Here is a 22281-nt window from a genome sequence, read left to right as displayed (position 1 = left end):
GTCCAGAGCTGGGTTTAGCCGGTGTTGCGCATGCCGGCTGCGATGCCGTTGATGGTGAGCAGGGCACCCCGCAGCAGTTCACTGCGGCTGTAGGTGCGCCCATCGTCGCTGCTGCTGGCGCTCGTTTCACTCATCGGTGGTTGGCGGTTTTGGTCGCGTAGGCGTCTGAGCAGGGCTACCTGCAGGAAGCCGAGCGGAATGATCGTGCGGTTGCGTAGATCCACCGAGAGCTGCAAGGCAGGATCGCCATCCAGCAATCGGCTGTGGCCGGTGATCGCCAGCACCAGATCGCGGGTAAGGCCAAATTCGGCAGCGATCGACTGGAAGATTGCTTCAAAGGCCTCGCGGTTTTCGCTGCGGCCCAGGGCCTGGACGTAGTGGTGGGCCAGGTCGAGATCCACCTTGGAGAGGGTCATCTCCACCTTAGAAATCAGCATGCGGAAGAACGGCCAGCGCTGGTAGAGCAGGCGCAGTAGCTCCAGCTGGCCGGGATCCTGGTCGAGCTCCTCCTGCAGGGCAGCTCCCACCCCAAACCAGCTTGGCAACAGGAAGCGGCTCTGGGTCCAGCCGAACACCCAGGGGATGGCCCGCAGGCTTGAAAGGTCCTTGGCGCCACTCTTGCGGCGGGCCGGGCGGCTGGAGATCTGCAGCTTGCTGATCTCTTCGATCGGGGTCACCTGCTGGAAGAAGGCCACCAGGTCGGGGTTGTCGTGCACCAGGGCCCGGTAGTGGTCGCGGGAGCGGGCCGCCAGCCGGCCCATCAGCTCGTTCCAGCTGGGGGTTTCGTCAACGGGGCTGCTGACCAGGCTGTTCTGCAGCACGGCGGTGGTGACCGTTTCCAAGTTGTAGAGCGCTAGCTCCGGCAGGGAGTATTTGGAGGCCAGCACCTCCCCCTGCTCGGTGATCTTGATGCGGCCGCTGAGGGTGCCGCTGGGCTGGGCCAGGATCGCCTGATAGGCGGGACCACCGCCGCGGCCCACCGAGCCGCCCCGGCCGTGGAAGATGCGCAGGGCGATGCCGTGTTCGATGGCCAGACGCTGCAGGGCAATCTGGGCCTTGTGGATTTCCCAGTTGCTGGAGAGAAAGCCGGAGTCCTTGTTGCTGTCGGAGTAGCCCAGCATCACTTCCTGGAGCGGCTGGCCACCATCACTGCCCAGCAGGGCTAGGTAGAAGGGATGGCGGAACAGGGTGCCCATCACCGCTGGCGCCCCCTGGAGGTCCTCCACCGTTTCAAACAGCGGCACCACCAGTAGGCCGGCGCGCTGGGCAATTGGGTCTACCAGCCCGGCCTCTTTGGCCAGCAGCAGCACCTCCAGCAAATCGGACACCGTGTGACTCATGGAGATCACGTAGGTGCGGCAGATGCGCGATCCGAATTCCTGCTGCAGCCGCTGCAGCATCCGGAACACGGCAAAGGTTTCGGCTGTGGCGGCGCTCCATTTGGCGGTGGGCGGCAGCAGGGGGCGGCGGGTTTGGATTTCGCTGAGCAGCCACTCGACCCGCTGGGCCTCATCCATCTCGCCGTAGGGCACGGCTAGCTGTAGGTAGCGGCTCAGTTCGTCGAGGGCATCGCTGTGGCGGGTGCTCTCCTGGCGGATGTCCAGGCTGGCTAGGCAGAAGGCGAAGATCTGGGCCTGGCTGATCAGGTGCTGCAGCGATTCGCAGCTAAGGCCAGTGCGCTCGAGGCTGTCTTGGATCAGCTCCAGGTCGTAGCGGAATTCATCAACCGTGCTGTAGTGCAACTCCTGGGTGGGAGCGGGGGCCAGGCTGCCCCCCATCGGCGGTGGTGGAGCGCTGCCATCGCAGGGAGACTCCCAGCCGGCATCGGCTAGTTGCTGGTTGCGTTGGTGGGTGAGCCGCAGCCGCTCCATGGTGTAACTGAGCTTGAGCCTGTAGGGCTCGAGGCGGTAGCGGGCAGCCCGCTCCTCGTAGATCTCGGGGAAGCGCAGCCGGTCCATTTCCAGCGATTCCAGCAGGGCCGGGCTCACCTGGCTCCACTGCATCGAGATGCTGAGCTGGTCACTGAGCTCAGTCACTGCCTTGAGATAGCGCTCCAGCATCAGCTGGCGTTGATAGCAGGCGGTGCGCCAGGTGATGTCCGGTGTCACCGAAGGGTTGCCGTCCCGGTCTGAGCCCACCCAGGAGCCGAAGGTGCAGAACGAATCCCGTGGCGGTTCCACGTCTGGATAGCTCAGCTTCAGGGCGGCGCGAATGCGATCGCGCAGCTGGGGCATGGCGTCGAAGAGCACCTGCTGGAAGTAGTGCAGGGCGTAGTCGACCTCGTCGAGCACCGTCGGCTTGAACTGGTGCAGCTCGTCGGTGCGCCACCAGAGCCGGATCTCCTCCTCCAGCTGGAGTCGCAGGCCTTGGCGCTCAAGGCCATTGAGGCCGCTGCCCTGCTCTAGTTTCTGGATCAAGGTGGCCACACGCCGCTGCTTGTGCCGCACCGTGTGGCGCACAATTTCGGTGGGGTGGGCGGTGAACACCAGCCGCAGATCAAGGGTGCGCAGCAACTTCTCCAGCTGGGCTGGGGGCACATTCAGGCTGCGCAGGCGGGCGAACAGCTGGCGAAAGGTGGCTGGGTCTGTTTGGTTGGCCAGGGCCGGCAGGAAGGGATCGCTGGGGCCGTTTTCCTGGTTTTTGAGGCTGTTGAGGTAGCTGTCCTCCTCGATGTGTTGCTCGAGGATGTTGACCAGCTGGAAATAAAGCGAAAAGGCCCGGGCCGCGGCGATTGCCTCGGCTAGATCCATCTCGCGGATTAGCTGCACGATCGCCTCAGCGACATCAGCCTCGTTTGGATCACTCAGCTGCTTCAGGCGCAGCAGCCGCTCGGCCTGCTCGGGGGGGCACTCGCTGCGCAGCACCGTCTCCCAGAGATCCTCGACCAATTCGAGACGCTCGCCCAGCAGCCGGGTGACCCGCTGGGAAGCCGGTATGGCCTCGATGGCTGTAGCGGGAGTGGGCATGGACTGCCGCATGGGAGCTGAATTGGCGGCGGAGTGATCTTCGATCATCCCAAAGGGCCAGGCATCCCGTCTGTGGCGATTGCCTCAAGTAGCTCCGCCTCCTGGCTTGCCATCGCCTCGACGGTCTGGTTGAGCAAGGTCGGAATCGACAGGCCAGCCTGGTGTCCGGCCAGCCAGCCCATGGCCTGGTTGCCCTGGTCAAGGACGCCCTGCAGGGGGGCCAGCACGCGGCTCAGCCCCAGCTCTTCGGCAAGTGGAGCCAGATCGGCCAGCTCCTGAGCCAGCCAGTCTCGAACCAGGATCGGGCCCCCATTGCGCCAGTGCATCACGGTGGCATCCAGGCTGGAGCGGGCTGTGGCCCGGTCGTTGGCATCGGCGAGGCTGGCTAGCTGGGATGGGCTCAGGCTGCTGGCGTGGAGGGGGTCGTAGCGCTCCGGTTCTCGCAGCAACTGCTGCAGGCGCAGCTCGGCGAAGGCCGTAATCGCCAAAAGCACGAGTGGATCGGTAACCAGATCGCAGATGCGAATCTCTAGGCGGTTGAGGTCGTGGGGCCGGTTGTCGCCATTGGGCCGTACCGATGTCCAGAGATGGCGCACGTTTTGCATGGTGCCCAAGGCCAGTTGCTCGCCCATCCAGCTGATGTAGTGCTGGTGATCCAGGAATAGGGGCACCTCCGCTGGCGTCAGGGGAAACTGCAGCCAGCGTTGGGAATGGGCAGCGGTTACAAGCCCGTCCAGAAAGGGCGAGCTGGCGCTGAGGGCCAGGAGCAGGGACGCTTCGCAGCGCATCAGGCGCAGGCCTGCAAACAGGCTGGTCATGGGCTCGAGGCCGTGGTCTGCGGTGAGCCCCAGATTGATGTGCACACTGGCTGTAACCACCTTGGTGCCGTAGGTGGCCTCGATGTAGCCGTGATATGGATTGGCCGGATCTGAGCGCTCAAAACGCTGGCTGTCCCCCAGGCTCAGGGTGCTGCCGGGCAGCAGGGTGAGATTGCGGCTGGCGAGCCAGCGGCGCAGCCGCTGGCGGGGCTCGAGCAGCAGTTGCAGTTGCCGGGCGTAGTCGGCATCTGGTGGAGTGATGTATTCGAGGTTGCGGCAATCGGGCTCGGTTACGAACCCATCGAGGGCGGCCGCAGCTTCGGCGCTGCAGCCCACCACCGTGCCATCGGCACGGCCGGTGTAGAGCTCCACCTCAAAACCCTTAAGCAGCAGAGGGGCGCTCATGACTGGGCCGGCAGCAGACAGGCCAGGGCTTTGAGCATGCCGCGGGCTTTATTCAAGGTTTCCTGGTATTCGAGTTCGGGCTTGGAGTCGGCCACTACTCCAGCGCCGGCTTGCACCTGCACGCGCCAGCCCCCTTCGGGGTGGGGGAGCACCACCATCGTGCGGATGGTGATGGCGGTGTTGAGTGCGCCGGCCAGGTCGACCCCGCCGTACACCCCGGAGTATGGGCCTCGGGCGTCGGGCTCCAGGGCGTGGATCAGCTGCATAGCCCGAATCTTGGGAGCGCCACTGACCGTACCGGCGGGGAAGGAGGCCATCAGCAGGTCCCACACCGTTTGGCCCTCGGCCAGCAGGCCCTCCACCTGGCTCACGATGTGCATCACGTGGGAGTAGCGCTCAATCACCATCAGCTCGCTGACCTTGACGGTGCCCGGCTGGCAGACGCGGCCCAGGTCGTTGCGGCCCAGATCCACCAGCATCACGTGCTCGGCCCGCTCCTTGGGATCGGCCAGCAGCTCCGCCTCCAGGGCCAGGTCTTCAGCCTCATCGGCGCCCCGGGGGCGCGTGCCTGCGATTGGCCGCAAGGAAGCCTTAATTCCCCCTGCGGCCGTGGGCTCTGCCTTCACCATCACCTCCGGACTGGAGCCGATCAGATACCAGCCGCCGAAGTTGAAAAACGCCATGTAGGGCGAAGGATTCACCATCCGCAGGCTGCGGTAAAGCTCGAAGGGATCGCGATCAATGCGGGTTTCCAGCCGCTGGCTGAGCACCAGCTGGAACACGTCGCCAGCTTCGATGTGACCTTCTCCGCGGCTCACGGCTGCCTCGAAAGCCTCCTGCCCGACGTTGCTGGTGGTCCGCAAATTGGCAGCGATGTCAGCGGCAGTGGCGTCGTGCCAGCGAAGGGGTGTGCCGGCACCGGGCAGGGGGCCGTGCATGCGCTCCTCCAGGGCCATGATCCGGGCTGCGGCCGCGGCGTAGGCAGCCTGCGGATCCTGGCCGCCACTTAAATCGGCGTAGGCCACCGCGGTGATCTGGCGCTTCACCTGGTCGAACACCAGCAGGCTGTCGGCCAGCATCCAGCAGCCATCAGGCGGTGCACCCTCGGCGGCCGGATGCACCGGCACGCTGGGTTCGATCCAGCGGATCAGCTCGTAGCCCCAGAAGCCAAATAGCTGGCCCACCGGTGGCAGACCGGGGATCGGCGGGCTGGATAGGGGCTCTAGGCACTGGCGCAGTAGGTCGAAGGGATTGCCCTGCAGCCGCTCCTCGGAGCCGGTGCGCCACTGGCGCACACTTTGGTCGCCCCGGCTGGTGAGGGTCCAGAGCGGGTCAGACACCACAAAGCTCCAGCGACCGATGCGCTCACCACCCTCCACCGACTCCAGCAGCACGCCATGACTACTGGCCGCTCCGGCCTTCAGCCAGGCGGTGAGCGGGGTTTCCAGATCAGCAGGCCAGCGCTTCCAGAGGGGGATGAAGTTGTGGCCAGCCGCGACTGCCTCGAGAAAAGCCTCTTGGGCTAAGCCATCGCGATCGGGGCTGGGCATCGGACAAGCGGGCAGGCAAAAAAAACGGGGCGCCTGGCCCCGCCTTTATAGGGGTTGGTCAACGCAGCTCAAGCGTCGAAGGTGTTCTTGCCGGTGAACTTGAGATTGGCGGGGTTCTGGTTGGCGCCGATGCGGCGGGGGTTGTGACCAACCATGGGGCGTCCCTCGTTGACCTTCTCGGGGAAAACGCCGTCCTTGGGGTGCAGGAACTCGGTGTCACCGCCAGGGAAGATGCGGTAGATCTTGTAGTCCTCAATCCGGGGCTTGAACTTGGTGCGCAGCTGGGTGCCTAGGGCGAGGCACTGCTCCTTGCGGGCGAAGTACATCAGATTTTCGCCCGCATTCATGTGGGCGGCGCCACCGGTGGGCAGCTCGAAGACTTGCTCCTTCGGGCTGCTCCAGGTGATGGCGTATTTCTCCTCAGTTTCAGCAGAGTTCAGCAGGCCGCCGGTGCTGCCGATGTACTTCGGGAGTTGACCGCTGAGCACCGTCGCTGCCATGGCTTTGGAACGTTTCAGCCGGAAACTAGCACCGTGTTTTTGACCGGATCGGGGCTTCTGCCGCACTCTTCACACCCGTCAACAAACCGGCCCTTCAGCAAACCGGGAAAAACACGGTCAAGCCGCTGCCGTTGCGCTCGGTGAGGCGGCCGCCGAGGCGATGGAACAGCCGCTGGGTGGCTTGACGGCTCAGCTGCAGGCTGCCGGTGGTGGGGTTCCAGCTCAGCACTGGCCCCACCAGCTCCCGCTGCTCGCCGTTCCCCATCCCATCGTTCTCGCTGGGGTCGTGGCCCTCGCTGTTGAGCTGCAGCTTCAGCCTGCTGCCGGCCGGCAGCAGGCTCACGGTCACGCGGCTGCCGCTGGGCAGGCCGCGGCTGAAGCGGTCGATCAGTCCGCCCAGCATGGTTTCGAGCCGGGCCGGATCGCTCAGCACCGGCGACAAGCCAGCGGCTACCGCCAGCTCCAGTTCCAGGCCGCGGCGCGCCAGTTGCCGCTGCCACAGCTCTTGCTGCTGGTGCAGCACCGCGCTGAGGTCGGTGCGGGCCAGGTCGTGGCTTTCAAGGGGCTGTTCGCAGCCTGGTTGGCGTTGCAGCTCGGCCGCCAGGAAGATCAGGCCGAAGCGATCGATTTGCTCACTGCATTCGCCGTCGATCTGCTCGAGGCGCTGGCGCACTACCGGCGGCAGGTCGCTGCGCCGCAGCAAGGAGCGGATCAGGGTGCGGATCGTGGCCAACGGTGTGCGGACCTCGTGGGTTAGGGCCTCGAGCAGGGCTAGTTCGCTGCTCACCGCTCGGGGGGTGTCGCCGGCCTGGCGCTCCTGGGCCTGGGCTGGGCGAACGCTGCCGCCATGCACCAGGGGCTGCAGGGTGAGGCTGGGGGCCATGGCGGCTAGCCGTTCCCCCAGCCGCGGCCAGAAGCGCAAGCCCAGTTGGTCGTCGCTGCGCAGGGGCCCCAGTCGCTCTAGGGCGCTGCGCAGGTCTGCCGAGGCTGCGGGATCCTGGCTCAGTAGGCGGCCATGAATAAGGCCCAGGGCCTCGGACAGGGCCTCTGGGTCAAAGCGCACAATCAGGCGCCGGGCTTCAGCCGGGCCATCGAGGCAAAGGGCTACCTGTAGCTGGGGGGTTATCACCAGCAGGAGGGGGTCGGTGCCGTCCTCCTCCGCCAGGGCTAGGCGCTGAAAGCTGCCGCATGGAGCTGGGTTGCCGGCTCCTGGCAGCAGGGGAGCCGGGCTGGGCAGCAGGCCATCTAAGTCGCTTGGGGCCCACACCCAGCCCTGCAGCTGCTGCAGTAAGGCTGGTTCATAAAGGGCGGGCAGTGGCGCGGCCAGCCATAGCCCCTGGAGGGGTTGCTGGGGCAGAAGGAAATCCTCCTGCAGGGTGGCCAGGGCTGCCCACCACTGCCGCCGCGCGCAGTCCTCGTTGCCAACTCCGCTTGGCACCCCTTCAGCCAAACAACGTCGCAGGTCGGCCAGGCTCACCAGCGACCCTGGGCCGTGCGGCCCCGGCGGGCGGCTGAGGCGCACAGCCCAAGGGAGATGAAGTTCACCAACATGGCGGATCTTCCATAACTCAGCCAGGGCAAGGGGATGCCGGTGATTGGACCGAGTCCAATGGTCATGTTGATGTTCACCACCACCTGGAACATCAGCATCGCCCCAATTCCCACCACCACCAGGGCCTCGTAGTCGCTGCGGGCCCGTCCAGCGATCTGCAGCAGGCGCCCCATCAGCAGGGCGAAGCCGGCCACCACCAGCACCGAGCCGAGAAAACCGGTTTCCTCCCCAAGGGCGCTGAAGATGAAATCGGTGTGTTGCTCTGGGATAAACCGCAGCTTGGTGAAGGATCCTTGCATCAAGCCGGTGCCCCAGATCTGCCCCGAGCCGATGCCCACGGTGCTCTGCAGCAGGTGGTAGCCGCCGCCGAGGGGATCCTGGGCGGGATCAAGAAACAGGGTGAGCCTGGCTCGCTGGTGGGGGCGCAGGCCGTGCTCCCAGAGCCAGGGGGTGGCGATTGCGAAGATCCCCTGCACGGCGAGGCTGATCGCCAGGGCCACCCGCTTCCAGGGCAGGCTCTTCCAGGCCAGCCAGCCCATCAGGGGCACCCAGCCCAGCAGCAGCCAGGGCAGGGTGCCTGCCACGATCGCCGCCACAAGAGGGGAGAGCAGCAGCACCACCCAGGCCCCAGGCATCCCAGCCCAAAACAGCATCACCAGCAGTACGGCCCCAAACACAAGCGAGCTGCCTAGGTCGGGTTGCACAAAAACCAGTAGCCAGGGCAGGGCGATCAGGCCTACTGGACGGATCAGGTCAACAGGACGATCGACCGGGTGTCTGGCTAGTACCCCGGCGAGCAGCAAAATGGCGCCCACCTTGGCGAATTCCGAGGGCTGCACGTAAAAGCCGCCAATGTTGATCCAGCTCTGGGCCCCTAGGGCGCTGGTGCCGACAACTCGTACGGCCACCAGGCTGGCGACCATGGCGATATAGATCGGCCACTTAAATGGGATCAGCCGATCCAATGGCATTCGCGCCAGCAGTAGGGCCACCACCATGCCCACCGCCGCCGTTACCCAGTGCTGGTACCAGTCGGCGTAATTCGCCTGGCGCTGGGTGCTGGCAATCAGGATCCCGGCGATCGCCACCATTGCCAGCGGTACCCCCCAGAGGATCAGATCCACGTCGGCCAGAGGGTTGCGCCGGCTGGTGCGGCCACTAAAAAATCGCGGATTTCGCCGCCCCAACTGGCTCAGCATGGGTTTCAGGCTGGCGCCAGATGGGCGGCGCTGAGCTGGCGGGCCAAAGCCAAAAAGCCCCGGGCGCTGATCGATTCGGGATGGCTGAGCACTACCGGCCGTCCGGCATCCCCCCCTTCCCGCACGGGCATCTCCAGAGGAAGTTCGGCCAGTAGGGGCACCCCGGCCTCTTCAGCCAGGCGGGCGCCGCCGCCGCTGCCGAATAGGGCATAACGCTTATCTGGAGCGTCAGGGGGGATGAAGACGCTCATGTTTTCCACCACACCCAGCACGTCCACCCCCATCTGCAGAAACATCGCCAGGCCCCGGCGGGCATCAGCTAGGGAAACCAGCTGGGGAGTGGTGACGATGATCGCCCCGGCCATCGGCACAGCCTGGGCGATGGTGAGCTGGGCATCACCGGTGCCAGGAGGCAGGTCGACGATCAGCACATCCCGTTCGCCCCAGTCGACTTGGTAGAGAAACTGGCGAATGATGCCGTTGAGCATCGGCCCCCGCCAGATCACGGGCTGGTTTTCCTGGATCAGCAGGCCCATCGACACCATGGCGATGCCACAGGTTTCGATCGGTTTCATCACTTGCTGGGCGCCTTCGCCGCTCACTTCAGGCGTGCGATCAGCCACTCCCAGCATGGTGGGGGCATTTGGCCCGTAGATGTCTGCATCGAGCAAGCCCACCTTCAGGCCTGAAGCCGCCAGGGCACAGGCCAGGTTCACGGCAACTGTGCTCTTGCCCACTCCGCCCTTGCCACTGCTGACGGCGATGACCTGGCGCACCCCAGGGATGGGCTGGCGCTCTGGCAGTTGACCGCGTTCTGGCACGTGACCACGTTCTGGCACGTGACCATGGCCAGCGGCGCCGATTGGAGCACCGCTGCTGGGCTGGTCCAACTCAATTTGAACGTCGTTGATTCCTGCAAGGGCGAGCAGGGCCGCCTTGGCCTCGGTGGCGATGCGATCCCGCTGGCTCTGGGCAAAGCCAGGTAGGGCAAGCCGAAATACGGCCCGATCATCCACCAGTCGCGTCTGCTGGATCCAGCCCAGCTCGATCAGGCTGCGTCCGCTGCCGGCATCCTGAACGGCGTTGAGGGCGGCCTGAGCCTGCTCCACAGATGCCATCGGAAATCCAATCAGAGACTGCGATCCTAGGGGCCTTGCCGCTGCCTTTGACCGTCAGCATGGCCGTGACAGACCCTCTCGATTACTTGTCTGGGGGCAGGCTGGGCTGAAATGGTTAGACCTTTCCAGCGTCCATGTGGCGCAGCGTCGATGCCTAAGGCCCTGCTGGAAGCTCCACCGGCCGACTCCCGCTCCAGGGCTAAGGCCCTGCTGATGGGCTTGCAGGACTCCATTTGCGCCGGCTTAGAAGAATTTGATGCCGAAGGTTGCTTCGCCGAGGAGAGCTGGGAGCGTCCGGAGGGAGGCGGCGGTCGCTCCCGGGTGATGAAGGGCGGCCGCGTCTTTGAGCAGGGCGGCGTCAACTTCTCAGAGGTAGAGGGCTCCGAGCTGCCTCCCTCGATCCTCAGCCAGCGGCCGGAAGCCAAGGGTCACCGCTGGTTTGCCACAGGCACCTCGATGGTGCTGCACCCCCGCAACCCGTATATCCCCACCGTTCATCTCAATTACCGCTACTTCGAAGCGGGCCCGGTGTGGTGGTTTGGCGGCGGCGCCGATCTCACTCCCTATTACCCGTTCCTGCAAGACGCCCAGCATTTCCACCGCACGCTCAAAGGAGCCTGCGACAGCGTTAATCCCGCTTTTTATCAGGTGTTCAAGCCTTGGTGCGACGAGTACTTCTTCCTCAAGCATCGGGACGAGACCCGCGGTGTGGGCGGCATCTTTTACGACTACCAGGATCCCGGCGGTGTGCTTTACAAGGGCCAGGACCCCAATGGGCCTGCCGCGGCTGTAAGCGACCGTTTAGCCCCGGTGCCGCAGAGTTGGGAGCAGTTGTTTGCCCTGGCCAGTGCCTGCGGCAACGCCTTCCTGCCCAGCTACTTGCCGATCGCTGAGAAGCGACAGCACACCCCCTATGGCGAGCGGGAGCGCCAGTTTCAGCTCTACAGGCGGGGCCGCTATGTGGAGTTCAATTTGGTGTTTGACCGGGGCACGATTTTCGGCTTGCAGACCAACGGACGTACCGAGTCGATCCTGATGTCTCTGCCGCCCTTGGTGCGCTGGGAATACGGCTATCAGCCGGAGGCTGGCAGTCGCGAGGCCCTGCTCACAGACCTGTTCACTCGTCCCCAGGATTGGCTGGAGGACGGCTCGCTTGCGGACCGCTGCGCCCCCCATCAGGCGGTGAATTAGGTGCTGGGTTGATGGTCGCTGGTTTGGTGGCGGCCAGGCCAGGAATTGGTGGGGCTGGTTGCAAGCCCTGCTCCAGACCCCGTTGCAAAGCTGTAACCACCCGCTCAGCGATCGCTTGGATAGCGCCATTGCGGCTGCGGGGATCTCGCAGCGATGCTTCTAGCTGGCCCTCAAGTTTGCCGATCTCGAGAATGGCGATGCCCCGCTTGGGGGCGCCTAGGCCGTCCCGGAAGAGCAGGGGATAGGGGCCAAAGGCCAGCGCCAGGCTTTCGTCTAGGCGGGTTGGGGGGCGATGTAGGGGTGGAATCAGGCCCGAACCGACACCATCTGGACCGTAGGCGTCGTAGTGGATTTCCAGGGCATATCCACCGGCTTGGGCATGGGCTTTGCCCACGCTCCAGTTGGTGCGTGGATCGTCGCCATCAGCAATGCTGCGCAGCGGTGGGTCGTAGAAGCGGATGGCCAGACCCCGCTGCTGGCCAAGGTTCACCACCGCCTGGGCGGTGAGCAAGTTCCAATAGAGCTCGTCGCGCATGCCCGGCTGCATCGGCGCGGCTCCGCCGAGATCGACGGCCTCTCCCCCCGTTCCGGCCCCGCCAATCCCCTGGGAATCGGCATGACCCGCTAGCACCAGGATTTCGGTGCTGCTGGGCAGCTCAGCCAGGCCTCGCCAGTTTCTGCTCAGACGGCTGCGCGGCCCTGTGAGCGGATCAAAGTTGGCCAGCGGCGGCGCTTGGGCTGCAGCGCCCCCAGCTATGGCAAGCACTCCGGTCAAGACGAAAGCCAGGGGACGGAATCGCTGCATTACTGGCAGGCAAGGGTCAGATGGGGGAGCTGAGCAGCTTGCCGTCGCTGAATAGGCCCAGCTTGGGACCCATCTCCAATTCGAGCGCAATTAGCTCATCGCGGTGGGCCCGCAGCCGCAAGGCGCTGCCCGTGGCACTGTCATGGCTGATCAGGCGCAGCTCCAGGGTTTCGGCCCGCATCGCCCGATTGCGATAAATCAGCCCAGCCGCCGGCCCCAGTAAGGCCAGCAGCAGGGGCCACCAGCCCAGCTGGGGCAGCAGCTGGCGCAGCACCAGCCCAAGGCAAGCGGCCCCCACCGCTCCCAGCACCGAGAGCAGCACCGCCAACCAGGGACTGGCCGCCACCTCGGCGCGGAAGCAGAGGTGGCGGCGCTCGGGGTCAGTGGATTCGGCGCGCCAACCGCGTTGCAGCAGCCATTCGCTCAGCTGGCTCAACACCTCCAGAGGCGGCCGCGACGAGCGCACCTCGACTGTGGTGGTGCGGTCTTTGCTGGCGGCGCGCAAGAAAAAAACCAGGCCTACGGCTAGTAGCAGGGTGAGCAGCAGGGTGGAGCTGAGGTTGGCCATCCATCCCATTGTGAAGCTGCCCCTTGGGGGCATGGCTTGTCAGCATGGCAAGGCATTCGCCCTTTCCGTGTGACCGCTTCGTCTGCCCCCAGCAACCTGCCGGCTCCCGCCCGCTTCGCCGTGTTTGACGGTGATCTTGATGCCGAGTGGGCGGCCCTCTACGCCGGGGCTAGGGCGCTGGCGGTGGACACCGAGGCGATGGGTCTGATTCATGGCCGCGACCGGCTCTGCCTGGTACAGATCTGCGACGACCACGACAACGTTTGCTGCATCCGTCTACATCGCGGCCAGAGCTCGGCACCCCGGCTTCAGGTCTTGATGGAAAACCCGGCGATTGAAAAAGTTTTCCACTTCGCCCGCTTTGACGTGGCGGCCCTGGCTGAAAACTTGGCAATTGCGGTCGATCCGATCTTTTGCACCAAGGTGGCCAGCCGGCTGGGCCGCACCTACAGCCCCCGCCACGGCCTCAAGGAAGTGGTGCAGGAGCTGGTGGGCATTGAGCTCGACAAGCAGGCCCAGAGTTCCGATTGGGGCCGGGTGGAAGATCTCTCTGAGGTCCAGCTGGCCTACGCCGCCGGCGATGTGCGCTATCTGCTACCCGCTCGCGATCGGTTGGAAACCATGCTGAAGCGGGAGGAGCGCTGGCAGTTGGCTGAGCGTTGCTTTGGCTGCATCCCGGTGCTGGCCGATCTGGATCGCCAGCGCTTTCACCTGCTCTTTGAGCACTCCACCGGCGGCAACCGCTGAAGGGCCCCGGCCAGCTCAGTCCTCCACCATGAAGTTCTCGTCGCTGCCGACGGCCTCCAGCTGGGAGCTGAGCAACTCATGGTGGTTTTCACCGCTGGCCTGGGCTTCAGCAAGCATCTGCTGGGCCAGGGCGAGCTTGGCTGCGGTTTCTTTCAGTCCCTCCTGGGAGCTGCGCACGTCGACCTTGCGCCGGGCGGCCGCCAGGCTGATGCTCAATTGGCTGGCCAACATGCCGCAGGCGGCGTTGTAGGCCCGATCGGGGATGCCGGCCATGGGCGGCGTAGCTGCGGGGGTGGCCGCATCATCCCAGTAGCTGTTGCTCCACCAGCTCGGCTAGCTGGGCGCTGCCACCGGCGGGCCCCATCCGCCTCCGGCCCAGGGTGCCCCGCCGGGCGCATTCGCTGGGATCGGCGAGGAGTTGGTGCATTTTCAGGGCTAGCTCTTGTTGGGAATGGCAGGGCACCACGGCTCCCCCCAGCAGGCGGCTCTGGCGGCGAGCAAAGCTTGGCTTGAACTGGGGCCCCGGGCCCGGCAGCGACAGGCAGGGCACCCCTAGCCCCGCTAGTTGCTCCGTGGCAGTGCCCGCAGTGGCCAGGCCCAGCTCGGCCCAGCCGGCCCAGCTGGCGAAGCGGTTTTGGCCAAGCAGCAGGGTCCAGCGACCCAGCTGCCAGCTGCTAATTGCTCCGCTGGCGGCGCTAGCTGCCGCAGGCGCTAGGGGCGTAAAGCCCGCTTGCTCCAACAACTCGGCCCAGGCGGCGGCCGTAGGCGCCGATCCAGAGGCCACCAGCACGGTGGTTGGCTGCCGCGGCTGCTGCAGGCTGAGGCAGCCCAGCAGCCGGCGGGCATTGCCGAGGGCTTCGGGCAGGCGGCTGCCGGCCAGCAGGATTAGGCGCCGCTGGCTTGCCAGCCCGGCCGGCAGAGGGGTGTGGCGGAAGCCATCCATCATTGGGTTGCCAGGAGCCAGGGCTGCCACCTTGTGGCGCTGCAGCCCTTGGGCGGTGAGCTGGTCGCGCACGGCCACGAGCCGGCAGCGCCGGCTACCCATCAACGCCCATTCCCACGGATCCCATTCGCTGCCCTTGCAGCGGTGGTAAGCATCAGCGAGCAGTGTCGCCGCCCAGCCCGCTGGGGCCGGAGTGGCCCAGGTGTGGTCGCTTTTGGGGGTGCCGATGAAGCCGAAGCTGCCGCCGCCGCTCCAGGCCAGCAGTAGGGGCAGCAGGTCGCCAATTGCGAGCACCGGGCTGCCTTGACGGGCCGAGTGGCGCACGAGTTGCAGTTGGCGCCAGCTCAGCAGGGGCAGGCCGGCCCCGAGGTCGCGGGCCAGGCCCCTCAAGCTCTGGTTGCTGAAGCCGCCACTAGGCAGCTGCAGCTGGGGGCCGATCCGCTGCAGGTGGCCGGCAGCTGCGTCGGCGCTGAACGCCTCGCCGAGCCCCACCAGGGGCAGTACCTGAATTTCCAGGTTGGGCTGCCGCGCCCGTAGGGCCTGCAGAACCCGTTGGGCGATCAGATCCTCTCCGTGGCCGTTGCTTAGAACCAGCAGACGGGAGGACATGCCGTGGCTGATACGATCCGCTGCAGGGAGTTTGCTCCCCGGACGGCGGCATGGCCAAGTGGTAAGGCAGAGGATTGCAAATCCTTTACCCCCAGTTCGAATCTGGGTGCCGCCTTTATTAATGGCTTCGGCTTAACGCTCCGCCTCATTTCAGAGGCGGGCCTGAGCTTCCCATATCTGACCGTTGTAATCACTGGCCTCGCACCTCAGGCGATGGCGTTCCAGCAGGCATGTTCCTTTGGCTAGCAGGGCCCGGGGCAAGGTGGGTGCTTGAGATCCTTCTAATTCCATGTTGGTGGCCACGCTGGACACATCCAGTCGGATAGGCCATTGCGGTTTGCATTCGCCATCGGCGCCGCAGCGCATCGGTTTTTGACCGGGGGCGAGCACACCGGCGAAGACCAGGCTTCTGCTGCCGAATAGTTGGTTGGCGGAGGGCGTGATCAGGCGCACACTCAGTAGCCCCTCCATGTTTTGTTCAAGCCGCAACCGGACGCAGTCCTGCTTCTGTTCGCGCATCAGCTGGGGTTGCCCCATCTGGCCCTGCCTCAGGGAGCAGCCCATTAGCCCGATCTCCCAGCGCCCGAAACCCCCTGCTTGGGCGGCGCTGGCCCAGGCCAGCAGCATCAGGCCCAGGCTGAACATTCGCGCCATGGGCGTGCTCAGTAGCCCGAGTCGGCCACGCAGCTGCCCTGGCAGCTGATGCCATTGCTGGCGGTGCGTCCGCAGTGTTGGCAAAGAACCGGCTCGAGGGGGGGCTCTGGCTCGCTGGTGTTCTTAGCCAAGCTGGCGCAGCCGGGTGTGGGGGAATCGGTCATTTTGGGAGGTATCCGCTTTGGCACCTAACTCCACGATGGCGCATCCAGTGGGGCAGCCCGGCATCGGCGTCGGCACTTGGGCCTGGGGAAATCAATTTCTTTGGGGCTACGACCCGAGCCAGGATCCGGTGCTTGAAGCCACCTTTCAGCGGGCTGTGGCCTGCGGCCTGCACACCTTTGACACCGCGGATTCCTACGGCACTGGCAGGCTTAACGGCCGCAGTGAGGCCCTTTTGGGCCGCTTTGCGGCGGCCCTACCGGCGGCCCATCGCGACCAGCTGCTGGTGGCTACCAAGCTCGCCCCCTTCCCCTGGCGACTGGGGCGCCGCGGCTATGAACGGGCTTTTGCGGCTTCGAAACGGCGCCTGGCCGGTCGAATTGATTTGGTGCAGCTGCACTGGAGCACGGCTCGTTACGCCCCCTGGCAGGAGGACCCTCTGCTTGAGGGTCTGGCTGATCTGGTGCAGCAGGGGGATGTGGCGGCCCTTGGCGTTTCAAATATGGGCTCCCGTCGCCTGCGGGAGGTGCACCGGCGCTTGGCCGAGCGGGGAGTGCCGCTCAGCAGCCTCCAGGTGCAGCTATCGCTGCTGGCACCCAATCCGATCCAGCCGGGCGGTGTGGCTGAAGTCTGCCGTGAGCTGGGTGTCCGTTTGATCGCCTACAGCCCCCTGGCCCTGGGGCTGCTGGCCAGATCAACAGCGGCTGGGCCTCTGCCTAGGGGGCCAAGGGGAGCTTTGTTCCGCCGGTTGACTCCCGGCTTGGTTGAGCTCCAGGCTGAGATGGCCCGAATCGCGGCCAGTCGCGACGCCAGCCTGGCGGCCGTGGCCCTCAACTGGTGTCGTGCCCACGGCGCTTTGCCGATTCCCGGCCTGCGCCGGCCGGAGCAGGTGGAGCAGGCTGCGGCTGCCTTGGCCTGGAACCTGTCTGAGCAGGAGCGTCGCCGTCTAGATGATTTGGCGCTGGGATTGCAGGTAGGCATGCCTGCCAATCCCTTCCAGAGCGACTAGCCGGCCTGGGGGGCTGGATCGAGGGTGAGCACCACGGGCATGGCCTGGGGGCGTACCAGGGGCACCACAGGGCTGGGACCGTGGTCGCCGTGGCTTTCGGCTTCGGCGGCCGCTTCGGGGCCGCAGGCTGCCAGGGCTTCCTGCAGCAGGGAATCGAAGGTGGCTCCAGGCAGCCGGTGGCGTGCCAGCTCTAGGAAGGCTCGAGCCAGAGACTCCCCAGCCGCTGCCCTCAGGGCGGGGTTGTTGTGGCGAAGCTGCAGCTCGTCATCGATTGAGCGCAGGAAGCGTTCCGTGACATCCCGTTTGGTGGAAGCCCGGATCCTGGTGTCCTGTTCGGCCTGGGATAGGAAAGGCTGAGCCTCTAGCTCCTCCAGCCGGCGGCCCAGGCTTTCAAGCACCTCCCGCGCTTCCTTGGTCACGTGGGCCAGTTGGCCGTCTGAGAGACGGGGTAGGTCAGCTACATAGACCTTGCCGTGATCTCGCAGGGTGAGAAAGGTGGGCCTCAGCCCCCCCCGCTGGGGCGCTGCCTGAAGCTCTCGGGGGCGTTGCGGCCGGGTTGGGGCTACGGGGCCGGCCGAGCTGCGGCGGCGGGTGATGCGTTGACCAGTGCCGAGGGGAGGTGCAGCGGAGGAGCTCAAGGGGCTTGGGGCCGCTATTCGGTGTGGTGAACCTATTGATTGCGTCATGACGCCACTCCTAATACAACTATGTATGGCTCGAACATCGCCCTGGCTCAGGAACCGGGGCGATAGGTGTTGATCAACTTCGAGGCCATCACCTTAGGCAGGTGAGCGGCTTCAGACCGGGCCAGCAACCCACTCTGATGCAATTAGCCATTGGCAGCCGGGCTGATCAAGCGTTGAAGGGAAGTCCTGCCAGCGGTTGCTCTCCAGCACTGCCGTTGACCACCGCGCCCAGCTCCCAGGCTTCATAGCCGCAGTCTTGGCAGATTGCGAGAGCTTGATCCTCTGCAGCTGCCGGCACCACCAGGCAGTAGCCCACCCCCAAATTGAAGGTGTTCCAGAGATCGGCCTCCGGCACCTCGCCGGCTTGCTGCAGCCAGTGGAACAGAGCTGGACGCTGCCAGCTGGTTGGGTCGATCACGCCGTGCACACCAGAGGGCAGGCAGCGGGGCAGGTTTTCAGGCAGGCCGCCGCCGGTGATGTGGGCCATGCCGTTTATGGGCACCTTGCTGGCAAGCAAGGCTTTGACCAGAGTTCCATACAGACGGGTGGGAGCGAGCAGGGCGTCTATCAGGCTTTGGTTGCTGTTGGGCAGGGTCGTGAGTTCATCGACCGCCTGGCTCTCAAGAATGCGGCGCACCAGGCTGAAGCCATTGCTATGGACCCCACTGCTGGCCACCGCCAGGATGCGATCCCCGGCGCTAACGGCCCGTCCATCGATCAGGGCGCTTGCCTCGACCACGGCCACGCAGAAGCCGGCCAGGTCGTAGCGGCCAGGGGCATAGAAGCCAGGCATTTCGGCTGTTTCGCCGCCAAGCAGGGCGCAGCCGCTTTGGCGGCAGCCGTCGGCGATGCCCTCCACCACCTCAGCCATGGCCTCCGGGCTGAGCTTGCCTGTGGCGATGTAATCAAGGAAGAAAAGCGGCTCGGCCCCGCTGGTGATTACGTCGTTGACGCACATCGCCACTAGGTCGATGCCCACATCGTGGTGGCGGCCGTAGGCCTGAGCTAGCTCAAGCTTGGTGCCAACCCCGTCGGTGCCGGAAACCAGCAGGGGATCCCGCAGCCCGGCGGGCAGTCGGCATAGACCCCCGAAGCCTCCGAGCCCGCCCACAACCTCAGGGCGCCGGGTGGCTTCAACACTGGACCGGATCCGCTCGACAAACTCCCTGCCTGCGACCACATCCACCCCGGCTGTGCGGTAGTCCATCCCGTGCGAACCCATCTGCAGCTCCGATCCTCTGATGCCACCTGCCCAAATTCGGGGCCAATTGCTCGATTGGCACTTCAGGTGATTAGCTGCGCTGATGATTGTGATTTGGGTCGCTGATCCTCGCTGGCCTTGCCGACCCCCGCTCAGCCCTGTAGGGGCCTGCCCTGGCCGCTTGGATGACAATTGCTGATCAATCTTGTAGGTGTCGTTTTTGACCTAAACGGCCAGATGAAGCAGTTAACTTTGCCCTGTCGTCAATTCCCGATAGGAACCCCGAACGCGAATTCGTATCTCAACTCCATTTAGTTTGAGACCGAATCCAACGCTGACGAATCACTAATTGCCTTTGGCTGGTGATTGCCGCATTAGCGGCGAGTTTCGTTTGTTATGCGCAGCACCTTCTCCCTTGGGGCCCTCGCCCTGCTTCTCTCCGGCAGTGCTTTGGTTCCCGCCATCGCCGAGTCCAGCCTCGCCGCAACCAGCAATGATGCTGTAGCGATGGCTGTTTCCAGCCCTGAGCCCCAAGGCCCCAAGCCCGCAGTCGCCATCCGCGAGGTCGATGTGGAGCTGTCACCAAGTGACACCCAGATCAAGCAGGCTCCTCCGACCCGTATCGCTCCTGCTCCAAAGCCAGCGCCCCGTGTGGTGCACAGCTCCAAGGGACAGGCAAGTTGGTATGGCCCCGGATTCTTTGGAAACCGCACTGCCAACGGTGAAGTCTTTCGTCCTGGCACCCTCACGGCGGCCCACCGCACCCTGCCTTTCGGCACCAAGGTGCGTGTGACCAACCTCTGGAACGGCCGCACCGCCGTGGTGCGCATCAACGACCGGGGTCCTTTCCACGGCAACCGTGTCATTGACATTGCCCATGGTGCTGCCCAGTCCCTAGGCCTCACAGCCAGTGGCGTGGCCCAAGTGCGTCTCGAAGTGCTCCAGTGAGCTGAGCCAACCAGGCTTCCTTGATCAGCCCATCCGCCAATCTGGCGGGTGGGTTTTTTGTTGGCTGCCGCCGCTCTTTCCTTGGACCTGCTCGAAACATGCCAAGACCTAGCCGCCTGGCGGCAGCAGCAGCAGGGCCCCCTGCATTTCGTGCCCACGATGGGGGCCCTGCACGAGGGTCATCAGCAGCTGATTCGCCGGGCAGCGGCACTGAGGCAAGGGTCAGGCCAGCCCCCATCTGTGTTGCTGAGTGTGTTTGTCAATCCTCTGCAGTTCGGCCCTGGGGAAGATCTCGATTCCTATCCCCGGGACCTCCGCTTCGACATTGATCTAGCCGCCGTCGCCGGTGCCACGGCCCTGTTTGCTCCCAGCGTGGCGGAGATCTACCCCCGGGGCGAGGCCGGCTTGACCCGGGTGGCGCCGCCATTGCTTTTGCGCCAGGGGCTCTGTGGCCGCCACCGGCCCCAGCACTTTGAGGGGGTGGCCACCGTGGTGATTCGCTTGTTAACCCTGGTGCGCCCTGATCTCCTGTTGCTTGGCGAAAAGGATTGGCAGCAGCTGGTGATCCTGAGGCGGGTGGTGGCGGATCTGGGCTTGCCGCTGCGCATTCAGGGCTGTCCCACAGTGCGAGAGGCCGATGGGCTCGCCTGCAGCTCCCGCAACCGTCGCCTTTCCCCCTCCCAGCGCCAGCAGGCCGCGGCATTGCCCGCTGGTCTGGCGGCTGCGGCTGCCCAAGTGCGTGGCGGCCTCTCCCAGGCCACAGCGCTGACCTCCCAGCTGGCCCAGCAACTGGAAGCGGCGGGGCTGAAGGTGGATTATGTGGAGCTTGTGGCTCCCCATAGCCTGGAGCCATTGCAGCAAGTGCAAGGCCTGGCCCTGCTCGCCGCTGCGGTGCACTGCGGTTCAAGCCGCCTGATCGACCATTGTTTTCTGATGTCTCGTCTGCCGATCGTTGCCATTGATGGACCAGCGGGGGCGGGCAAGAGCACCGTCACCCGTGCCTTTGCCCGCCAGATGGGCCTGGTTTACCTAGACACCGGCGCCATGTACCGGGCTCTCACCTGGTGGGTGCTTCGCCAGGGGGCTGACCCTGCCGATGCGGCGGCTGTGGAACCCCTTCTGCTGGGCCTGGATCTGCAGCTCAGTGCCGGCGGCGCCGGCGAGCAGTTGGTGAGCATCAATGGCTTCGACGTGACCGAGGCGATTCGCAGCCCGGAGGTAACGGCCCAGGTCTCCCTGGTGGCTGCCCACGGCTGTGTGCGCCAGGCCCTCACGGCCCAGCAGCAGGCCATGGGGCTCAAGGGTGGGCTGGTGGCCGAGGGCCGCGACATTGGCACCGCCGTTTTCCCCGACGCTGAGCTCAAGGTTTTTCTTACGGCCACTGCGGCGGAGCGGGCCCGCCGCCGCGCCCAAGACCTCGAGAGCCGGGGCTTTCCGGTGCCTCCGCTGGCTGAGCTGGAGGCCCAGATAGCTGCCCGTGATCAGCAGGACTCCAGCCGGGAGGTGGCGCCGCTGTGTCAGGCAGAGGATGCGGTGCAGCTGGTTACGGACGGTATGGCCATTGAGGCTGTGATCCAGGCTCTGGTGGACCTATTCCGCCAGAGGGTCCCGGAGGAGGCCTGGCCGGCCGCGGCTGACGGCGTTTAGTCGTCTATGGCCTGCAGCAGACCGCTGCAGGCGTCTTCCAGCAGGTCGAGTACGTGCTCAAATCCCTCGGCTCCCCCGTAGTAGGGATCGGGCACTTCGCTGAGATCAAACCGGTTGCGATAGCTAAGCAGGGGCTCGATGCGGGCGACGCTGCTGCCGCCAGCCTCTTGGACTAGGGCCTGCACCTGACTGAGGTTGCTGGCGTCCATGGTGAGGATGTAGTCGAAGCGGTTGAGATCGGCCAGCTCCAGCTGGCGTGCCCGGCTGGGTATGCGGATACCGCGGCGGCTGGCGGCTGCGCGCATGCGGGCATCGGCAGCCTTGCCCACATGCCAGCCCCCGGTGCCAGCCGAATCCACCACAAACCGGTCACAGGCCTGAGATTGCTCCAGCAGGTGCAAAAACACCCCTTCAGCGGCTGGGGAGCGGCAGATGTTGCCCAGGCAGACAAACAGCACCCGTTTCTTCATTGCAGCTCCAGCCGTGAAAGGGCCAACGTGGCGCGCCTCTGCACCACTGGAGGAGTGCCATCAGCCGCTTCCTGGAGTGTGAGCAGGCCCTGTTGGGCCAGCTGCCTCTCCGGGCCTGCCGCGGGCAGGCCAGCTGCCAGCAACTCCAGCCCCACCGCCACCGCGTAGCGCACCACCCACTCGCCGTCGCTGGTGGCGGCCAGTAGGGCTCCTAGGCACTGGCGCTGGACGTCCTGCTTTTGGTCAGGGGGGAGCTCGGTCAGCTGCAGCTGGCCGAGCCCCTTGGCGGCAGCCCGGCGCACGCTGGCAGCTACGTCGCTGCCGAGGGCATCGAGCAGCAGCTCTAGCCCGCGCACATCGCCGATGCCGGCGAGGGCGCGCACGGCCCAGGCCCGGGCTCCGTAGTTTTCGGGGTCGAGCTGCAACAGGGCCTCCACGGCCGCTGTCCCCAGGCTGATCAGCCCCTCCACGGCGGCTACCGCCGCACCGGGGTTGTTGAAGCCCAACACCTCCACCAGCACCGGAGCGGCGCT

General features: G+C 65.4%; 22 protein-coding genes and 1 tRNA gene. 6 read left to right on the top strand and 17 right to left on the bottom strand.

All coding sequences use genetic code 11. The features are described from left to right. Positions 1-14 precede the first annotated feature (14 nt). The 7 genes from ppc to KBY75_RS12240 form a co-directional block, all read right to left on the bottom strand. On the bottom strand, positions 15-3014 hold the full coding sequence (gene ppc / locus KBY75_RS12270) for a phosphoenolpyruvate carboxylase (RefSeq protein WP_396098302.1): 3000 nt from the start codon (positions 3012-3014) through the stop codon (positions 15-17). Then, a complete protein-coding gene (gene gshA / locus KBY75_RS12265; protein WP_255024090.1) occupies positions 3011-4189 on the bottom strand; it encodes a glutamate--cysteine ligase in 1179 nt (392 codons plus the stop codon). Before gshA ends, ppc begins: the two co-directional genes overlap by 4 nt. Then, the gene (locus KBY75_RS12260) at positions 4186-5739 is read right to left on the bottom strand and encodes an anthranilate synthase component I family protein (protein ID WP_255024089.1); all 1554 of its coding nucleotides are present in this window, start codon (positions 5737-5739) and stop codon (positions 4186-4188) included. Before KBY75_RS12260 ends, gshA begins: the two co-directional genes overlap by 4 nt. 68 nt (positions 5740-5807) lie before the next feature. Beyond that, complete coding sequence (locus KBY75_RS12255; RefSeq protein WP_255024088.1) at positions 5808-6239, bottom strand: photosystem I reaction center subunit II PsaD; 432 nt, start codon at positions 6237-6239, stop codon at positions 5808-5810. Between the two features lie 94 nt (positions 6240-6333). After that, positions 6334-7719 (bottom strand): histidine kinase dimerization/phospho-acceptor domain-containing protein, encoded by a 1386-nt coding sequence (locus KBY75_RS12250; RefSeq protein WP_261347713.1) that lies wholly within the window; start codon positions 7717-7719, stop codon positions 6334-6336. Next, positions 7713-8990 (bottom strand): rod shape-determining protein RodA, encoded by a 1278-nt coding sequence (rodA, locus tag KBY75_RS12245; protein WP_255024086.1) that lies wholly within the window; start codon positions 8988-8990, stop codon positions 7713-7715. The genes KBY75_RS12250 and rodA overlap by 7 nt, the downstream gene beginning before the upstream one ends. A gap of 5 nt (positions 8991-8995) precedes the next feature. Next, positions 8996-10108 (bottom strand): Mrp/NBP35 family ATP-binding protein, encoded by a 1113-nt coding sequence (locus KBY75_RS12240; protein ID WP_255024085.1) that lies wholly within the window; start codon positions 10106-10108, stop codon positions 8996-8998. 111 nt (positions 10109-10219) lie between these two features. Here KBY75_RS12240 and hemF point away from each other — a divergent pair, with 111 nt between their 5' ends. Then, positions 10220-11299, top strand: a complete 1080-nt coding sequence (gene hemF, locus KBY75_RS12235) for an oxygen-dependent coproporphyrinogen oxidase (RefSeq protein ID WP_255024084.1) — start codon at positions 10220-10222, stop codon at positions 11297-11299. On the opposite strand, the gene KBY75_RS12230 is transcribed toward hemF, so the two are convergent. Continuing rightward, positions 11226-12104 carry a dehydrogenase gene (locus KBY75_RS12230; protein WP_396098298.1) on the bottom strand — a complete coding sequence of 293 codons (879 nt, stop codon included), beginning with the start codon at positions 12102-12104 and terminating at the stop codon, positions 11226-11228. The two genes, hemF and KBY75_RS12230, sit on opposite strands and share 74 nt — an antisense overlap. A gap of 16 nt (positions 12105-12120) precedes the next feature. Next, on the bottom strand, positions 12121-12705 hold the full coding sequence (locus KBY75_RS12225) for a cofactor assembly of complex C subunit B (protein WP_396097155.1): 585 nt from the start codon (positions 12703-12705) through the stop codon (positions 12121-12123). 36 nt (positions 12706-12741) lie between these two features. Between KBY75_RS12225 and KBY75_RS12220 the strand changes: the two genes are divergently transcribed. Continuing rightward, positions 12742-13419, top strand: coding sequence for a ribonuclease D (locus tag KBY75_RS12220; RefSeq protein ID WP_254937598.1), 678 nt, complete (start codon positions 12742-12744; stop codon positions 13417-13419). A 15-nt stretch (positions 13420-13434) separates the two neighbouring features. On the opposite strand, the gene KBY75_RS12215 is transcribed toward KBY75_RS12220, so the two are convergent. Together KBY75_RS12215 and KBY75_RS12210 are read right to left on the bottom strand one after the other, a co-directional pair. Continuing rightward, positions 13435-13692, bottom strand: coding sequence for a hypothetical protein (locus tag KBY75_RS12215; protein WP_255024082.1), 258 nt, complete (start codon positions 13690-13692; stop codon positions 13435-13437). Positions 13693-13720: 28 nt separating this feature from the next. Then, positions 13721-14971 carry a lipid-A-disaccharide synthase-related protein gene (locus tag KBY75_RS12210; protein WP_255024081.1) on the bottom strand — a complete coding sequence of 417 codons (1251 nt, stop codon included), beginning with the start codon at positions 14969-14971 and terminating at the stop codon, positions 13721-13723. A gap of 44 nt (positions 14972-15015) precedes the next feature. Here KBY75_RS12210 and KBY75_RS12205 point away from each other — a divergent pair. After that, positions 15016-15086, top strand: a tRNA-Cys gene (locus KBY75_RS12205). Positions 15087-15121: 35 nt separating this feature from the next. Here KBY75_RS12205 and KBY75_RS12200 read toward each other — a convergent pair. Both KBY75_RS12200 and KBY75_RS12195 read right to left on the bottom strand, forming a co-directional pair. Beyond that, complete coding sequence (locus KBY75_RS12200) at positions 15122-15625, bottom strand: hypothetical protein (protein ID WP_255024080.1); 504 nt, start codon at positions 15623-15625, stop codon at positions 15122-15124. An 8-nt stretch (positions 15626-15633) separates the two neighbouring features. Next, positions 15634-15789: a hypothetical protein gene (locus tag KBY75_RS12195; protein WP_254929503.1), complete on the bottom strand. Its 156-nt coding sequence runs from the start codon at positions 15787-15789 to the stop codon at positions 15634-15636. Between the two features lie 35 nt (positions 15790-15824). On the opposite strand from KBY75_RS12195, the gene KBY75_RS12190 reads away from it, so the two are divergent. Then, positions 15825-16796 carry an aldo/keto reductase gene (locus tag KBY75_RS12190; protein ID WP_254929502.1) on the top strand — a complete coding sequence of 324 codons (972 nt, stop codon included), beginning with the start codon at positions 15825-15827 and terminating at the stop codon, positions 16794-16796. Here KBY75_RS12190 and KBY75_RS12185 read toward each other — a convergent pair. Beyond that, positions 16793-17434 carry a hypothetical protein gene (locus tag KBY75_RS12185; protein WP_255024079.1) on the bottom strand — a complete coding sequence of 214 codons (642 nt, stop codon included), beginning with the start codon at positions 17432-17434 and terminating at the stop codon, positions 16793-16795. The two genes, KBY75_RS12190 and KBY75_RS12185, sit on opposite strands and share 4 nt — an antisense overlap. Positions 17435-17648: 214 nt before the next feature. After that, positions 17649-18689, bottom strand: a complete 1041-nt coding sequence (purM, locus tag KBY75_RS12180; RefSeq protein WP_255024107.1) for a phosphoribosylformylglycinamidine cyclo-ligase — start codon at positions 18687-18689, stop codon at positions 17649-17651. 390 nt (positions 18690-19079) lie between these two features. On the opposite strand from purM, the gene KBY75_RS12175 reads away from it, so the two are divergent. Together KBY75_RS12175 and KBY75_RS12170 are read left to right on the top strand one after the other, a co-directional pair. Continuing rightward, the gene (locus KBY75_RS12175; RefSeq protein ID WP_255024078.1) at positions 19080-19631 is read left to right on the top strand and encodes a septal ring lytic transglycosylase RlpA family protein; all 552 of its coding nucleotides are present in this window, start codon (positions 19080-19082) and stop codon (positions 19629-19631) included. Between the two features lie 81 nt (positions 19632-19712). Beyond that, positions 19713-21278: a bifunctional pantoate--beta-alanine ligase/(d)CMP kinase gene (locus tag KBY75_RS12170; protein ID WP_255024106.1), complete on the top strand. Its 1566-nt coding sequence runs from the start codon at positions 19713-19715 to the stop codon at positions 21276-21278. On the opposite strand, the gene KBY75_RS12165 is transcribed toward KBY75_RS12170, so the two are convergent. Both KBY75_RS12165 and KBY75_RS12160 read right to left on the bottom strand, forming a co-directional pair. Then, on the bottom strand, positions 21275-21748 hold the full coding sequence (locus KBY75_RS12165) for a low molecular weight protein-tyrosine-phosphatase (RefSeq protein ID WP_255024077.1): 474 nt from the start codon (positions 21746-21748) through the stop codon (positions 21275-21277). The two genes, KBY75_RS12170 and KBY75_RS12165, sit on opposite strands and share 4 nt — an antisense overlap. Next, positions 21745-22281, bottom strand: a 537-nt coding sequence (locus tag KBY75_RS12160) for a HEAT repeat domain-containing protein (RefSeq protein ID WP_255024076.1), incomplete at its 5' end; no start/stop codon positions are given. The genes KBY75_RS12160 and KBY75_RS12165, both read right to left, overlap by 4 nt.

It is taken from the genome of Cyanobium sp. T1G-Tous (assembly GCF_024345455.1).
Lineage (GTDB): Bacteria > Cyanobacteriota > Cyanobacteriia > PCC-6307 > Cyanobiaceae > Cyanobium_A.
Note: the sequence above shows the minus strand (reverse complement) of the source record. Positions and strands in the feature narration are given on the sequence as shown.

Coding starts and splice junctions, on each gene's coding strand:
- ppc (WP_396098302.1), bottom strand. CDS start 3,014: ATGATCGAAGATCACTCCGCCGCCAATTCAGCTCCCATGCGGCAGTCC.
- gshA (WP_255024090.1), bottom strand. CDS start 4,189: ATGAGCGCCCCTCTGCTGCTTAAGGGTTTTGAGGTGGAGCTCTACACC.
- KBY75_RS12260 (WP_255024089.1), bottom strand. CDS start 5,739: ATGCCCAGCCCCGATCGCGATGGCTTAGCCCAAGAGGCTTTTCTCGAG.
- KBY75_RS12255 (WP_255024088.1), bottom strand. CDS start 6,239: ATGGCAGCGACGGTGCTCAGCGGTCAACTCCCGAAGTACATCGGCAGC.
- rodA (WP_255024086.1), bottom strand. CDS start 8,990: ATGCTGAGCCAGTTGGGGCGGCGAAATCCGCGATTTTTTAGTGGCCGC.
- KBY75_RS12240 (WP_255024085.1), bottom strand. CDS start 10,108: ATGGCATCTGTGGAGCAGGCTCAGGCCGCCCTCAACGCCGTTCAGGAT.
- hemF (WP_255024084.1), top strand. CDS start 10,220: ATGGTTAGACCTTTCCAGCGTCCATGTGGCGCAGCGTCGATGCCTAAG.
- KBY75_RS12230 (WP_396098298.1), bottom strand. CDS start 12,104: ATGCAGCGATTCCGTCCCCTGGCTTTCGTCTTGACCGGAGTGCTTGCC.
- KBY75_RS12225 (WP_396097155.1), bottom strand. CDS start 12,705: ATGCCCCCAAGGGGCAGCTTCACAATGGGATGGATGGCCAACCTCAGC.
- KBY75_RS12215 (WP_255024082.1), bottom strand. CDS start 13,692: ATGGCCGGCATCCCCGATCGGGCCTACAACGCCGCCTGCGGCATGTTG.
- KBY75_RS12210 (WP_255024081.1), bottom strand. CDS start 14,971: ATGTCCTCCCGTCTGCTGGTTCTAAGCAACGGCCACGGAGAGGATCTG.
- KBY75_RS12200 (WP_255024080.1), bottom strand. CDS start 15,625: ATGGCGCGAATGTTCAGCCTGGGCCTGATGCTGCTGGCCTGGGCCAGC.
- KBY75_RS12195 (WP_254929503.1), bottom strand. CDS start 15,789: ATGACCGATTCCCCCACACCCGGCTGCGCCAGCTTGGCTAAGAACACC.
- KBY75_RS12190 (WP_254929502.1), top strand. CDS start 15,825: ATGGCGCATCCAGTGGGGCAGCCCGGCATCGGCGTCGGCACTTGGGCC.
- purM (WP_255024107.1), bottom strand. CDS start 18,689: ATGGACTACCGCACAGCCGGGGTGGATGTGGTCGCAGGCAGGGAGTTT.
- KBY75_RS12175 (WP_255024078.1), top strand. CDS start 19,080: ATGCGCAGCACCTTCTCCCTTGGGGCCCTCGCCCTGCTTCTCTCCGGC.
- KBY75_RS12165 (WP_255024077.1), bottom strand. CDS start 21,748: ATGAAGAAACGGGTGCTGTTTGTCTGCCTGGGCAACATCTGCCGCTCC.